The following is a 15,768-nucleotide window of genomic DNA, read 5'->3' as shown; positions in this document are numbered from 1 at the left end:
AATCGATTACAATGCAAACCGTATTCATTCGAGTATTGATTATTTAACTCCGAATGAAAAATACCAGCAATTAGTAAGTTAACGAGGTGTCTCGGTTCGATGTGTCTAAAAGCCTTGACACCTTTCCACTAGTCTCTAGTCTCTAGCGGCAGGAGGGAACCCACCGGGCGGGTTCCTGGGAACGTATAAAAAACGGAGGCCGGGACGGGCGGGCCTGCGGCACGCCCCTACCTCGTTGCAATTGAACGTCCGATTTAGCGGTCACAGGAACGGATTTTTTGACAACCCCGTTTCTCTGATTTTCTGTTGCATCTCTGACCCCAACGTGGTAGGGGCTCCCCGCAGGGGAGCCCGTCCCGGCCGCCCAGAGGGCCAATGCGTTTAAAGACAAATGCACCAGTATCTGGTATCCAAAACGATAAATGACTAACGGCACACCTGCCAGGGGTCCGTCCTGCTTATTATACGAACAAGCTGATGGCTGACGTCTGAAAGGTCGGTTTGACTTCTTTTCTACCCAAGGCTTGATGGCTTTGGGTATGATGCTGACTCGATCTTTATTCTGGTAAAAGCCTACTGTTCAATCAGAGGGTTGTGCGGATTTTTTTGAAACAACCTGATTGAGCATAAAAAATAAATCTGTACTGAAATTTGTATAGATAACCTGATAAAATGTAATTGAGCAAGATGGTATTCCTTTCTGTAATGAAGTATCCAGTTTCTTTTGACTATACAAAGATGCGAATTCATAATATAATGAAAAATATGATTATAATTTTCCGGTGGTGTAATGATGAGACAGAAAATTGTGGTTCCAGAAGCCCCCATACTGGTTGAATCTACCCGTTCCATAGGATATTCCTTTGAGGCGGCTCTTGCAGATATTATTGACAACAGTATCAGTGCAGGTGCTGGTAAAATTCGTGTTGATTTTCAGGCTCTGCCCGATCCTTATGTATGCATTGCAGATGATGGCTGCGGGATGAGTCTTTCGGAACTTGAAAAAGCCATGCGGTATGGAAGCCAAAGTTCTACGGAAAAAAGAAGCAAAAAAGATTTGGGACGATTTGGCTTGGGAATGAAAATGGCATCTCTGTCTCAATGCAGAAGAGTAACCGTAATCAGCAAAAAAAATGGTGAAATTCATGCTGCAGCTTGGGACTTGGACTATATAGTTTCCACTCAAAACTGGTCACTGCAGGTATATTCAGAAGACGAAGTCAAAAGGTATCCAGGAGTTGAATATTTGCAGTTCGTGGACAGTGGGACTGTGGTGGTCTGGCAGAATTTTGACCGCTTAAAACAGGAATCAGACAATTTCAGCAAGGCCTTCAATGACAGACTGGTTCTTACCAAAAAGCATGTCTCCTTGGTATTCCACCGGTTTTTAAATGGTGATGTTGGAGTCAAAAACTACATCAAGATTTATTTCAATGGGGATGAAGTTCATGGAATCGACCCGTTCCTGACTGACAATCCGGCTACACAACCTTTGAGTGAACAGCAGATTCGGATTGGCGATGAATTCATTACGGTAAAACCATATGTACTGCCTTTACTCAGCAAACTAACGACGAAAGAAAAAAAAGCCAGGGGAGAAAACAGTGAACTGCGTCTGAAACAGGGGTTTTATATTTATCGGAATAAACGACTGATTGTCTGGGGGACCTGGTTCAGACTCATCAAACAGAATGAATTGGGAAAATTGGCCATGGTACGGGTTGATATTCCAAATACACTGGATTCCATATGGGAAATTGATATAAGAAAATCAAAAGCCAACCTTCCCTATATGATCAAGAAAAATCTGGCCAATATAGTGTTGAAATCTGTGGAAAAAAGCGAAAAGGTATATCGGTACAGAGGACGCAAGGTAAGGGAAGACAATATTATCCATACTTGGGATGTTATCCAGAATCGCGGAAAGTACGAATACAAGATCAACCGAAATATGCCAATCCTGAAAAATCTGGAGAATTCAATGGATGAGGATCAGATCAATCTGCTGGAATCCTATTTGAGCCTTATTGAAGAAACGTTTCCTTATGGAGATGTTTACTGCAGAGTGGCTCAAAATGAAATGGATCTGGAAAAAAAGGGAAACAGTGAAAAAGAAGAGGTATATCAATTGGCTGACAACACGGTTCAGCAATTACTGCAAATCCATGGAAATGTGGATCAGTTCATCGAGTCGATGAAAATAATGGAACCTTTTTCCAATTACCCTGATGTCATTGCCAGAATAAAAGAGGTATATGCAAATGAATGAAAACCAAGAAAGAGTTTTAAGCTTTGTTATACAGCAACTGGATGGGGAAGAAAAAGTTGAATCAGAAGATATTATGAATCTAATCAATGTTTTCGCTCAAATCAATCCCCTGACGGAAGAGCAGAAAAAGGAAGTGCTGAGAGATGTCCAGACCAAAATTCAAATCAGTATAGACAAGGGTGTTCTGATAACGGAAAAAAGTCATTTGCCTTGGTACAACAGTGCCAAAGGCAATATAGCACCTAAATTCTGGAATCGGTACAAACTTTATTTGAGACACCAGGGATGGAACAATGCTGTTTTGAATGAAATGGATGATGCCACAGATGCCATTATGGATCTGTTGGGGAATCCAGCTCAGAAAGAAGGATTCAATCGCAGAGGATTGTGTATTGGGGAAGTTCAGTCCGGTAAAACTTCCAATTATATTGCTTTGATCAACAAGGCTGCTGATGCCGGATACAAGGTCATTATTCTTCTTACCGGCGTTATGGAAAAACTTCGTGCACAGACGCAGGAAAGGGTGGATCAGGGATTTACTGGAACGGACAGTGATGCCTTTCTCAAACAACAGAAAGGCACCGAAAGGAAGGTTGGTGTTGGGAAATATGACAAGGAATCAGTAGCTTGGTCAGTGACCAGCATATCTTCTGATTTTAAGCAGAAAACGGCTTCCAGCCTGATTCCGCATTTGGACAAAATCAATGTTCCCATTATTTTTGTCATGAAGAAAAATCGTTCTGTTCTTCATAATTTGAGTCAATGGCTTGAACTGGCAGATGCCGGAATCATTGATGTTCCCATGCTTCTTATTGATGATGAAGCGGATAATGCCTCCATCAATACGCATAATGCAGATACGGATCCCACTGCCATCAACAAGGCTATCCGCGAACTGTTGAACAAGTTTTCCAAGTCCAATTATCTGGGGTTTACGGCAACGCCATATGCCAATATTTTCATTGATCCGGAAACAGATGATGACATGTTCAATGAAGATCTGTTTCCCAAAGATTTCATTTACTGTCTGCCGTCGCCTTCCAATTATATTGGTCCTGATGCCGTTTTTTCCAGTGAAGGGAAATACCAGAACATGCTTCACAACAATGATGATTGTGAAGACTATGTTCCCATGAAACATAAAAAGGATTTTTTTCCCAATCCTCAGATGCCGGAAAGCCTGGAAACGGCAATTTGTTCCTTTCTGCTGATAAATGTTATTCGTGATTTAAGGGGAAACAAAAAAGCTCACAGGACCATGATGATCAATCTTTCCCGGTTTATAGCCGTTCAGGATCGGGTTAGAAGACAAGTGTCCAGTCTGGTCAAGGAATATCAGGATGCCATACAGAACTACTATCTATGTGGAAATAAAGCTCTTCAGTATCCCGAATTTCAAAATCTGAAACGGGTATTTGAAAATTACTTCAGTGGCTGCCCTGGTTCAGATGGAAAGACTCCAATTACTTGGGACGAAGTGCAAAAAAACCTGAAAAATGCCGTTATGCCTATAAAAGTCGCTTCGGTTAACGGCGGTAATGCTGTTCGTATCCTCAATTATGATAATTATGCGGATACTGGTCTGCGTTTGATTGCTGTTGGAGGATTGAGTCTTTCCCGTGGACTTACACTGGAAGGTTTATGTGTAAGCTATTTTCATCGCAATTCTAAAATGTATGATACCCTTATGCAGATGGGAAGATGGTTTGGATATCGCAATGGCTATGATGATTTGTTTCAAATCTGGATGCCGGACACGGCAGTTGACTGGTATAGGCAGATTACAGAAGCCACGGATGAACTGAAGGAAAAAATTCAGATGATGCGTGATCAGAACCGTACTCCAAAAGAATTTGGCTTGTGCGTGCGGCAGGATAGAGGCGCTCTTCTGGTAATTGCACGAAACAAGATGAAAACAGCAAAAACCTACGTTCAGGCAATCAATCTGAGTGGGGAGGTTATTGAAACAGCTTATTTGCCAAGCGGAAGAATTGAAAATTTAACCAACCTGAAAGCCACCGAAAAATTCTTGGAATGTTTAAAGTTGAATTATCATCCGGCGGAAGAGAAAAATTTGGCACTGAAAGGTGTCTTGCAGTTTAAAAATGTGTACTGGGAATATATTCAGCAGTTTTTACAGGAGTACCACTGCCACAATGCCAATAGAATTTTCAGAAATGAAGATATTGAGAATGCGTTGTTCCCAGAGCCAAAAAAATTTACTGAATGGGATGTTGCTGTTGCCAATAAAGGATATGCAAATGAAATTCAAATAGCTGGAATGAAGATTCGTCCTGCAAAAAGAAGCTTCAGGTACAACCGAGCTATTCGGGCTTTGCAGATTTCCGGCAAGAATTCCCGGTTGGGTTCCAAAAACATGTCTGCAGCAGGACTGACAGAAGAACAAGTTGATGCAGTCAGTAAAAAATTCAACAAGGAGAAAAACAGTCTAAGCGGGACCAGTTATTTTCGGGCGGGACTTGAGCGGAATCCCTTGCTGATCATTTATCCAGTTGTTCTGCAACCTGGAAGAAATAATCCAGACAAGGATACCCAAGAGATTCTGGATCTTTACCATGATTCCAGCAAGCCATTGATTGGACTTGCCATTGGCATTCCACTAACTGACGAAAAACCAATTCTGCATACTTATAAAATGAATGCAGTTATGCAGAAAGAACTGTTTGGTATGGATGCAAATGACAACGACTTTGATGAAGATGAGGATGACGGTGGGAACTAAGAAATGAGAGAATACGTGAATGAAATATACGGGTGATGTTTTTGAAAAATTTGGCTGTGGCAAGTATAGTCGGGTGGATGCACAGCACAAGCTGAACTTCTTTTATGGCAGGAACAGCGAAGGGAATGCATCTCTTCTTCTTCAGACTGCCTGCAGGGTAGAGACGCTTCCTTCCACAAACAGCATTACAGTGGAGACTGGTTGGAGAGAAAAAGACCGGATGTGGACAATATCATTCAACCTGAAACAGGAAGAACTGATGAACATCTTTGTCCGTTTTTGTGAAGACATTGTGGAAAGCTCAAGAGACATTGAAAGTGAGCGCGACGGTGTTCAGTTTGTGGAAAACCGCTATCTTGAATGGAGATATCTATTGTCTGCAGGTAAGTCAGACTATCTGAGTCAGTCAGCCATCAAGGGACTTTTGGGGGAAATGAAATTTTGTCTGGACGTTCTTGTTCCTGCCTGTGGTGCGGAAAATGCAGTATTGTCCTGGCAGGGGCCCCTGAAGAAAGATCAGGATTTTGTCTTTGAAAATACTTGGTATGAAATAAAAACTCTGTCTCCAGGCAGTGTTGATGTTGCGATTTCTTCCCTTGAACAGTTGGACAATCCTTTACAGGGGCACTTGGTTGTACAAACCGCAGAAACCACAACAATTACCAGTTCCGTTGGCATAACACTGAATGAGGCGTTTGAACAGTTGGATGGACTGATGAAAGAATATCCTCAGACTAGAAGAACCATGCGGGGAAATTTACTTTCGTTGGGATATGTACCAGTTTCCTATTATGATCAGTTTAAATTTATATTTTATGACAGGTGGAGTTACAGAGTGGACGGGCAATTCCCGGCACTTAGAAGAAACCGACTTCCGGCAGCCGTTTCAGAAGTAAAGTATAAACTGTTGCTGGCTTTGCTGGATGATTTCAAGGAATAGAGGGAACCTCAATGGCTAATGAAATGGAAACATACAAGAGCAATCTGATGTCTGAGATTCATCTTTTGGCTGAACAGAATGGGAATATGCCCCGTGAAGAATTCATTACGCAGATTACAGAAAATCTGATAGATGCGGAAGAGTTCTTGGAATTTATTCCGTTGCAGTTTGAAAGTGTGGGGAGCAGGAACTCAAAAATTCAGATTGATGGGTACTTCTACGACAATTTGGAAAACTGCTTGGCATTGTTTATTTGTGATTTTGTTGAAAGTGATGAAGTGGATAAGCTGACCAACACGGAAGCGGTGAATCTTTTCAAAAGAGAACAAAATTTTATAGTCAATTCCTTGAATGGCTTTATCCTGGAAAAGGGGGAGCCCAGTAACCAGGGATATGATTTAGCCTATGACATCTGCAACCGGTTCAAGAACGTAGACAAATACAGGATGTACATCATTTCCAACCGCGTTATGAGCACCAGGGTACGAAAATTTGAAAATGACATCCTTTGCGGGAAAGAGTGTGAGTATACGATTTGGGATATGGGACGTCTCTATGAACTGGCAAAGTCCAAAAGCGGAAGGGAAGAAGTTGAGATTCATCTCGCAGATTTTGGGGCAGCGGGAATTCCCTGTCTGAAAGCTGGGCAGAGCAGTGAATATACTGCTTTTCTCTGCAATATTCCAGGGAAAATTCTGGCTGATTTATACAATGAATATGGAGGTAGACTCCTGGAAGGAAATGTGCGCTCCTTCCTGTCCACAAAGGGAAAAATCAACAAGCAGATCAGGAACACCATTTTGAATGATCCCAAGAAATTTTTCGCTTACAACAATGGAATTGCGGCGACTGCTTCCTATGTTAAAACAGAAATGACACCTTACGGTTTGCTGTTGACGGATATCCGGGATTTGCAGATTGTGAATGGTGGGCAGACCACTGCCTCCTTGGCCAATGCACTTGTCAAGGATAAGGATCGGGCAAACGGTTTGAAAGACATATATGTTCCCATGAAACTTTCCGTTGTAGAACCGGAAACCGCCGCCAGGCTGATTCCCGATATTGCCAGATATGCCAACAGTCAAAACAAGGTCAGTGAAGCTGACTTTTTCTCCAATTCACCTTTCCATATTCAAATGGAACAGATTTCCAGAAAACTGCTTGCTCCGGCCGTCAATGGGAATCAGTATGGTACACACTGGTATTATGAACGGGCACGTGGTCAGTACAGACAGGAAACCGCCGGAATGACTCCTGTCCAGAAAAAACGGTTTGAAAAGGAAAATCCCAAAAAACAGGTAATAACCAAAACGGATATGGCAAAGTTTTACAACATCTACAGTATGAAGCCGGACTCTGTATCTACCGGAGCACAGAAGAACTTTATCAAGTTTGCAGGATGGGCTTCTGAACAGTGGGATAAGGATAAGGATCAGTTCAATGAGCAGTTCTACAAGAATATTGTTGCAGTGGATATTCTATTCCAATCCGTGGACGGCATTGTAAAGAGATCTTCCTGGTATGACGGCGGTTACAAGGCTCAGGTGAATACTTATGCGTTGTCGTGGCTTTTCTGGCTGATTCATCAACAGTGTCCCAATAAGGAGATGGATCTGAAGAAAATATGGCAGAAACAGGAAGTGTCTTCGGAAACGGAAAAACAGCTGAGCAGGCTGGCTCAAGTAACATATGAGTTCCTTACATCCCCTGATCGTGGTGTTCAGAATGTGACGGAATGGGCTAAAAGAGCTGAGTGCTGGGCAAAGATGAAGAAAATGTCTTTTGCTCTTCATTCTGCATTTGTGGAAGAACTGATTGACATCGAAATTGTGAAGCATGATGAACAGGAAGCCAAAAAGGAACAAAAGGAAATCAACAAAGCGAATGCCATGATTGACACAGTTCAATACGGAATTGACAAATGGGAAAAGGTGATAGCTTGGACAAGAACCAATCCCATACTGACACCCAAGGAAACTTCGATACTAACGAGCTGTGTGCAGGGTATGAAAAAAGGAAGAATTCCTACTGACAGACAGTGTGTCTGCCTTATGGAAATTTTGAAAAAGGCTAGAGATGAGAGTTATCCGGATTGATGGACAGCTGAGAGTGAAGTTCTTTTACAAGGTTGGCCGTGAGATTTAAAAAGTTGTGTTTGATTTCGCATTCCCACAAAACAATAACATGCCATCCTGACTTTTCAAGTTGTTGATGGTGTTTCGAATCATTTTGCACGTTTGCCTTGAACTTTTTTTGCCAAAAGGCCTGATGAGTGGAGGGAGTAGCAGCATATTTACAGCCCGGATGACGGTGCCAGAAACATCCGTTGATAAAAATGACGGTTTTGTATTTTGGGAGAACAATATCCGGCTTTCCTGGGAGAGATTTTACGTTCTTCCTGTATCTGAATCCTTGGGAGAAAAGATATTTGCGGACTTTGATCTCAATGGATGTATCACGAGACTTTATTCTGGACATATTTTCGCTTCTTTTTTCCTTTGAAATTTTGTCCATAGCACAACTCCTTTAACATAACAGCTTGAGTGGACACAAATTGTTCTTTACCGAACAGATTTTTATTGTTATAATATTTTTTTAACATGATAGAAAGGAGGGTATTGCAATGACCAGATATCTGGACCTTTTTGCTGGCGCTGGCGGATTGTCTGAAGGCTTTAAAATGGCTGGATTTGATCCGGTCGCCCATGTGGAAATGGACCAGGCCGCATGCAATACTCTAAGGACCAGGGTTGCATATTACTGGCTGAAAGATCATGATATGCTGTCCGTGTATGATGCCTACCTGAAAGGGGAAATTTCCCGCAGGAACTTTTATGGAAAGATTCCCGCTGAAGAATTGAATTCAGTATTGGAGTATACGATTTCCCAGAATAATATTCAGGATATTTTTTCCGTTGTTCATGACCGGCTCCATGGAAACAAATTGGATCTGATTATTGGCGGTCCACCCTGTCAGGCATATTCTCTTGCCGGAAGAGCACGGAGCAGAGACCACATGGTGGGGGATGCAAGAAATTATCTGTATAAACTTTATGCGGAGTTTCTGAGAGAATTTCAACCCAGGTATTTTGTTTTTGAGAATGTTGTCGGGCTGCTGTCCGCCAAAGAAAGGGGAGGAGAGCGCTATTTCGACAAGATGCGCCTGTTGTTCAAGGATTACGGATATACTACTGAGTACCGAATCCTGAACGCTCATGATTATGGTGTGCTGCAAAACCGGAAACGGATTATTCTGATTGGTAAACTGAATGGTGAACATGGTTTTTATCCTCTGATACCCAAAACGGATACCAGTGCGTACAGAGTCCATGATATTCTGGATGATTTGCCTTTCATTCATTCTGGGGAGGGAATTCCTGGTCCGGTGGCAACAAAGAATCACGCCAGTTCCTATCTTTTTAAAGTCAAAATCAAGGAATACCAGACGGAACCTGTTACTGAGCATTATTCCAGACCCAATAATGAGCAGGATTTGAAAATCTACCGGATTGCAGTCCAAAAATGGAATGAGTCTCATGATCGGCTCAGTTATAGAGAACTGCCGACTGAACTGCGGTCACACAAAAATATTACCGCATTTTTGGACAGATTTAAAGTTGTTGCAGGGGATTTGCCTTTTTCCCATACGGTGGTGGCACATCTTTCCAAAGATGGGCATTACTATATTCATCCGGATATTCGTCAAAACCGTTCCATCACTCCCAGAGAAGCGGCAAGAATCCAGACATTTCCCGACAATTTTTATTTTGAGGGAAACAGCGCAAGAGGATCTCAAACACAGGCATACAAACAGATTGGCAATGCCGTTCCTGTCTATCTTGCTTACAGCATAGCTCAAGCCATGAAATCCTGTTTTGAGAATCCGGAAGGATATCAGAGGGATAGAGAAGAGAGCAGAAAAGACGGAGTGGAAGAAAATCTGTTTTCTAACCAAGTAAATACGCATTATAAAGATCCGACTTGATTCAGGTCGGATCTTTTTTGTTTTGATCATTTCTGCGAAGCTGCTATAATGAAGAAAAATATTCATTCTGGGAACTGAGAGGCCTGAATATGGGGAAAATGACGGAAGATGCCATCAGAGTGTTGTTTGATTATGGAAAGAAAGTGCATCAGGGGGAAATCTCTTTGAGGGAAGCAGCTGAAAAAGTGCATGACGAATGCCCGGAAGTTGCTGTCTCCTCCGCCAGACATTACGTGAAATGGTACGGAGAAATGAGAGCAGGGGAAATCCTTACCTGGAATTCCAATTCAGAACTCCTGCTGTATTATGCAGAACGGATTATCCGGGAAAATGGTGCGGAAGCGGGAAAAGCAGCCTGCCAAAGTGTTTTGAAGTTTGCAGCCCATGCCAACCGCATGGAACTGGCTGATGAAGTTTACAAACTGGCAGAAAAATATCATCTGAATCTTGATAAGAATATGAAGGACAGGAATAAAGTTTCAAAAGAAAACAGCAATCTTCTCACCCCCTCCGCCGCTCTCCAGCACATCCAGTCCTACATCGCCCAAAAAGGGTTCTCCTATGAAGAGGGCCTGATCACTAATTTCTACCTTTGTCTCAAAGCCAAACCATTTGTGATCCTGGCGGGGACTTCGGGCACGGGGAAGACCCGGCTGGTACGGCTTTTTGCAGAGGCGGCGGGGGCCACGGCGGCCAATGGGCGGTATCGGCAGGCGGCAGTGCGCCCGGACTGGTCGGATCCTTCAGATCTGTTCGGCCATGTGGACCTGAACGGGAATTTCGTCCCGGGGGCGGTGACGGATTTCCTGGAAAAGGCTGCGGAAGATCTGGACCATCCGTACTTTCTCTGTTTGGATGAAATGAACCTGGCCCGGGTGGAATATTATCTCAGCGATTACCTTTCTGCCGTAGAGACCCGGGAGCTGAAAGGCGGCTGTATCGCGGCGGATCCCATCCGGGTGGAAGGCCATGGAGACCTGATCCTGCCGGAAAACCTCTATGTGGTGGGGACGGTGAACATGGACGAGACCACCTTTCCTTTCAGCCGGAAGGTGCTGGACCGGGCCAATGCCATCGAGTTTTCTTTTGTGGACCTGATGCCGCCGGAGGAGGATGGAGAAACGGAAACAGCGGAACCTCTGGAACTGGATAACGGATTTTTCCGGAGTGAATGGCTCACCCTGCGGCAGTGCATGGGAGGAGAAGAGGAGGAGAGTGTCCGGAAATGGTGCGGGGTGCTGTGCCAGTGCAATGAAATCCTGAAAAAGGCTGATGCCCAGGTGGGATACCGGGTGCGGGATGAAATCGTTTTCTATCTGCTGTACAGCCGGAAAACAGGCCTGATGGAGGAAAAAGAAGCCATGGACCGGGAAATCCTCCAGAAGATTTTGCCCCGGATCCAGGGCAGCAGCGGAGCGGTCCGGGATATGATCGGGGAGCTGTTCCAGTTCTGTGCGGGGGATTATGAAGGGCTGCGGACGGATTCCGGGGAAATCAATCGGAAAATGGCCCGGCTGCTGGAAGAGGATGGGAGCCGGGTGCGTTTCCCCAGGAGTGCGGCCAAACTGGCTTCCATGATGAGGAGATATGAGGAAGATGGGTTCACTTCATACTGGCAGTGAGGAACTGGTCTTTATCCAGACACCCCAGGTGACGGTGACGGTGAAGGGCCGGGCCCTGTATCCCCGGGCGGCTGTGCTGGGGACGGAGGAAGATACGGCCTGTTTTGAGGTTTCCTGCCGGGAAGAACCGGAAGAGGTTCGGTTCCTGGGCGAGAAAAAGGAGCCCGGAACGGGAAAAATGCCGGTGAAGCCGGTGTTTTATGAGCAGACGCATTATGAGCTGGTGATCGAGAACCGGGGGAATGGGGAAATGACCTTCCGGCATGCCAGCCCGGCCATCCGGGAGTGCATCACTCCGGTGGGGAGCAGCGGGCGTCTCCTGACCGGGGTGGTGGATTTTGGCAGCGACATCGGATATTCGGATTTCGTCATCTGCCTGGACGGGCAGGAATATCTCCGGTTCACGGTGGAGGTATTCCCGGAAAAAATCAGTTACCGGAAGGATTATCTGGCCATTGTGGCGGATGTGACGGAGGAACTGTACAGCCTGATCTTCGATTTTCTCAAAAGGACCTATTCCGGCTGGGGGCAGCAGGGAAAAAGAAGGGGCAGTGCGGTGGAATTCTACGGGGTGATCTGCCAAATCTTCGAGGGATATCTGCGGGCCCTGGACCGGATCCTCCGGCAGCCCCACCATGAGCTCCAGACTGTCCATCGGGTGATGCAGGGGTACAAGGCCAGACGGACGGACCGGCAGACCCTGCGCTGGCTGGAGCGGCATCCGGGAGCCGGTGTGCGCCAGGGAGAAAAGGTGCTGGCACGGAAGGTGCTGGCCCTGGAAAAAAGAAGCACCTGCGATACCCGGGAAAACCGGCTGACCCGGGCCATGGTGGATTCCACCATCCGGCGGATGCGGGACTTCCGGGAACGGGTGCAGGCCCTGGGAAGGGATGGAACCGGGGAAGTGACGGAACGGATCGACGGTATGCTGGGGCAGCTGGACTGGCGGGTACGGCGGTCGTTCCTGGGGAACCTGGAGGAAACCGGGGGAGGCACAGGGATGTCCCTGGTGTTTTCCATGGCCCCGGGTTACCGGGAACTGTACAAGTATTATCTGATGCTGGAACGGGGACTGGATGTGACGGGGGATGTGTTCCGGATGTCCGTAAAGGATCTGGCCCAGCTGTATGAATACTGGTGCTTCATCAAACTGAACCGGCTGCTGAAGGAGAAGTATCAGTTGGTTTCCCAGGATATCATCCATACGGAAGGGAGCCGGCTGTTCGTGACTCTGGTGAAGGGGCGGGGCTCCCAGGTGGATTATCTGGATCCTGTTACCGGGGAAGCCATTGCCCTGCGCTACAATCCCGCCAGACGGGATCTGCCTACGGTTCCACAGAAACCGGACAATGTGCTGACCCTGGTGAAGAAAAGCCTGGACAGCGGGGAGATGACCTGTCGGTACGTGTTCGATGCCAAGTACCGGATCGATCCTGCTCTGCCGGGGAGTTACTATTACAACGTAATCGGACATACGCCGGGGCCCAAAGAGGAAGACATCAACACCATGCACCGTTACCGGGACGCCATTGTCTGCGAAGCGGGGGAAGAGGTGTTCCGCCGGACCATGTTCGGGGCCTATGTGCTGTTTCCCTACGGGAATGAGGAAGAGTACCGGCATCACAAATTTTACCGGAGCATAGAAAAAGTGAACATCGGAGGGCTGCCCTTCCTGCCTTCTGCCACGGAGCTGGTGGAGCAGCGGCTGACGGAGCTGGTGGATGACTCCCCGGAAACGGCTCTGGAAGAAACAGTACTGCCGGCGGGCATCGAGGAAAAGCTGGCCAGGGTGGACTGGTCCCGGCGGGATGTGCTGGTGGGGACCATGAAGGATGGACGGCAGCTGGATGCCTGTCTGGAGGGAAGGTTCTACTATATCCCGGCATCCCGGTTGGGAGAGCAGAATCTGCCCATCCGTTATGTGGCTCTTTACCAGTCGAAAAGGATTTTTGGAGATCGGAGCGGAATACGGTATTATGGAGAAGTAATCCGGACGGAACAGGTGAAGCGCCGGGAAATCCGCGAAATCCCCAAAGACTCCGATGAACCGTATTACCGTTTTGCGGTGAAGGAATGGAAAAGGCTGGAACGGCCTATCGGAGTGCGGGAAATGGGACCCAGGGTACAGGTGATGACCAATCTGTTCCTTCTGCTCCACAGCCGGGAGGTGCCGGACCTGCTGATCCGGTCGGAAGAAGAATATCGGCTGTACACAGAACTGCGCCGACTCACCGGGGACAGATTGGAAGAAACGGATGACGGACCTCTCTGCTGCCGCTGGCAGAACTGCCTCCTGGACGGTCGGGGCGGAAAACTGCGGCTGATCCGTGACGGGAAGATCGTACTGGCGGTGGATAAAGAAAAGTTCCTCCGGCATCCAGGGAGGGTGTTCAGGGGAATAAGGGACAGGGCGCGGTGAAAAGCGGCAGGGCCGCTTTTCCGTCTCAAGATGGTCATGAGCTGACAGTCACTAGTCACTAGTCTCTAGCGGCAGGAGGGAACCCGCCGGGCGGGTTCCTAGGAACGTATAAAACCCGCAGGCCGGGACGGGCGTGCCTTTGGCCCGCCCCTACGCCGTTGGGGTCGGATGTTGGATACAACGGTCAGAGAAACGGATTTTTTGAAGACCCCGTTTCTCTGATTTTCTGTTGTATCTCTGACCCCAACGTGGTTTTGAATTTGTAAACCCTCAGGCCGGGATGGGCGGGCCTCGGGCGCGCCCCTACGGCGTTTGGTGTCATATGTTCAAGCCGATGGTCACAGAAACGGAATCTTCGATAACTTCGTTTCTGTGAATTTCCGTTGGTCCTCTGACCTCAACGTGGTAGGGGCTGCCCGCAGGGAAGCCCATCCCGGCCTCCGGTTTTTTTTATGTTCAAAGGTAGATGCGTGAGCATCTGGCATCCGAAACGACTCACGATGAACGACCAACGATGCACCAAAAGGCCGCCGGATTTTCCGGCGGCCTTATCATTGGGAAGGAAAACGCCCTGGGCGTTTTCCAACCTAAAGAATTCCATGCAACTTTCCCAACTTCTGGATCTGGTCCAGAGAGTAATGGGTGATCCGGGAAATGGTCTCCATGGGGATCTTTTCTTTCAGCATGGCAACAATGTTGGATTCCCGTTCTTCCTGACGGCCTTTCTGTATGCCTTGCTGCATACCTTGCCGCATACCTTGCCGCATGCCTTCTTCAGCTGCTTCTTTCTGGCGTCTTCTGATTTCATCACTTAAAATCATATATTCTCGCCTCACTTTATCCATACTCTTTACCAGATGGACTTCCTGATCCAGGCTTTCCACGAATTTCCCTTTTGCCGCTTTTCCATCCACGTACCGGAGAAAAGCGGCAATCTCAGGATCAGCCGCATTTTCGCTGCCTTTACTGTTCAGGAACATCCTGGTTTCCTCATCTTTTAATTTTACCCTGTTATCTTCCTGACAGCAATGGGTAAATGTGTAAATTGGCAGATTTCGATGGAACGGGTCGAACGTGCAGATAAAGATTACGTAGGACGGGTTCAGTTCTTCATAGGGTTTGCCTTTATCCAGCAGTTCCCCATCAATCAGACTCTGGTAGAAACGGCTGCGTTTGGCCAGGTCATTTCTGGGGGAGTTGGTGCACTGCATCTCGATGTCGTACACGCGGCCTTCTTCGTCTTCCACATATACATCAAGACGGATGCTTTTGCCGTCCAGCCGGAGGTTGACGGTCTTTTCGAAGGCCTGGTAATGCAGGGAGTGGACTTTGATTCCCACAATCTTTTCGATGAGGTGGGTACAAAGCTGTTCATTGCGCATCACATGCTGGAAGAGAAAGTTGTCACGGATGGTGAGTTCGTCAAAGGTTTTGATCCTTTCCATTAATCTGCCTCCTTATAAAATTGGTATAGGAATACCCTTCGACATCCAACAGAAAGTTCCTTCCCGAGTGGAAAAATCGGGGTATTAACGGCAAGAATCTGCAGGGAATGAATTTGGAGGGCGGGAAAAGGGAGCAGAGGAAGGGGAAAAGCGGCAGGGCCGTTTTTCTGTCTCACGCAGACAGAGACCATCTGCCGGGGGCAGATGGTCATGAGCTGACGAAAGGTGTCAAGGCTTTTAGACACATCGAACCGAGACACCTCGTTAACTTACTAATTGCTGGTATTTTTCATTCGGAGTTAAATAATCAATACTCGAATGAATACGGTTTGCATTGTAATCGAT

The 15,768-nt window shown here is 46.7% G+C and carries 9 protein-coding genes; 7 read left to right on the top strand and 2 right to left on the bottom strand.

Annotation, left to right across the window (positions count from 1 at the left end):
* Positions 1-790: 790 nt before the first annotated feature.
* From FX155_RS11190 to FX155_RS11175, 4 genes are read left to right on the top strand one after another with little or no spacing between them, the layout of a single operon-like run.
* The gene (locus FX155_RS11190; RefSeq protein WP_154488766.1) at positions 791-2,269 is read left to right on the top strand and encodes an ATP-binding protein; all 1,479 of its coding nucleotides are present in this window, start codon (positions 791-793) and stop codon (positions 2,267-2,269) included.
* The gene (locus FX155_RS11185; RefSeq protein ID WP_154488764.1) at positions 2,262-5,012 is read left to right on the top strand and encodes a Z1 domain-containing protein; all 2,751 of its coding nucleotides are present in this window, start codon (positions 2,262-2,264) and stop codon (positions 5,010-5,012) included. The genes FX155_RS11190 and FX155_RS11185 overlap by 8 nt, the downstream gene beginning before the upstream one ends.
* A gap of 19 nt (positions 5,013-5,031) precedes the next feature.
* Positions 5,032-5,952: a PD-(D/E)XK motif protein gene (locus tag FX155_RS11180; protein ID WP_154488762.1), complete on the top strand. Its 921-nt coding sequence runs from the start codon at positions 5,032-5,034 to the stop codon at positions 5,950-5,952.
* An 11-nt stretch (positions 5,953-5,963) separates the two neighbouring features.
* Positions 5,964-8,048, top strand: coding sequence for an AIPR family protein (locus FX155_RS11175; RefSeq protein WP_154488760.1), 2,085 nt, complete (start codon positions 5,964-5,966; stop codon positions 8,046-8,048).
* Here the strand turns inward: FX155_RS11175 and FX155_RS11170 are convergent.
* Positions 8,023-8,466, bottom strand: coding sequence for a very short patch repair endonuclease (locus tag FX155_RS11170; protein ID WP_154488758.1), 444 nt, complete (start codon positions 8,464-8,466; stop codon positions 8,023-8,025). The genes FX155_RS11175 and FX155_RS11170 overlap by 26 nt on opposite strands.
* 109 nt (positions 8,467-8,575) lie before the next feature.
* Between FX155_RS11170 and FX155_RS11165 the strand changes: the two genes are divergently transcribed.
* The 3 genes from FX155_RS11165 (at position 8,576) to FX155_RS11155 (ending at position 13,978) form a co-directional block, all read left to right on the top strand.
* Positions 8,576-9,937: a DNA cytosine methyltransferase gene (locus tag FX155_RS11165; protein WP_154488757.1), complete on the top strand. Its 1,362-nt coding sequence runs from the start codon at positions 8,576-8,578 to the stop codon at positions 9,935-9,937.
* Between the two features lie 89 nt (positions 9,938-10,026).
* The gene (locus FX155_RS11160; protein WP_154488755.1) at positions 10,027-11,559 is read left to right on the top strand and encodes an McrB family protein; all 1,533 of its coding nucleotides are present in this window, start codon (positions 10,027-10,029) and stop codon (positions 11,557-11,559) included.
* Positions 11,534-13,978, top strand: a complete 2,445-nt coding sequence (locus FX155_RS11155; RefSeq protein ID WP_154488754.1) for a restriction endonuclease-like protein — start codon at positions 11,534-11,536, stop codon at positions 13,976-13,978. Before FX155_RS11160 ends, FX155_RS11155 begins: the two co-directional genes overlap by 26 nt.
* Before the next feature lie 587 nt (positions 13,979-14,565).
* Here the strand turns inward: FX155_RS11155 and FX155_RS11150 are convergent.
* Positions 14,566-15,423, bottom strand: coding sequence for an Rpn family recombination-promoting nuclease/putative transposase (locus FX155_RS11150; RefSeq protein WP_154488752.1), 858 nt, complete (start codon positions 15,421-15,423; stop codon positions 14,566-14,568).
* Positions 15,424-15,768: the final 345 nt, after the last annotated feature.

The organism is Acidaminococcus fermentans, assembly GCF_009696675.1.
Classification (GTDB): Bacteria; Bacillota; Negativicutes; order Acidaminococcales; family Acidaminococcaceae; genus Acidaminococcus.
The sequence above is the reverse complement of the archived record's forward strand: the minus strand, read 5'-3'. Positions and strand labels throughout refer to the sequence as shown.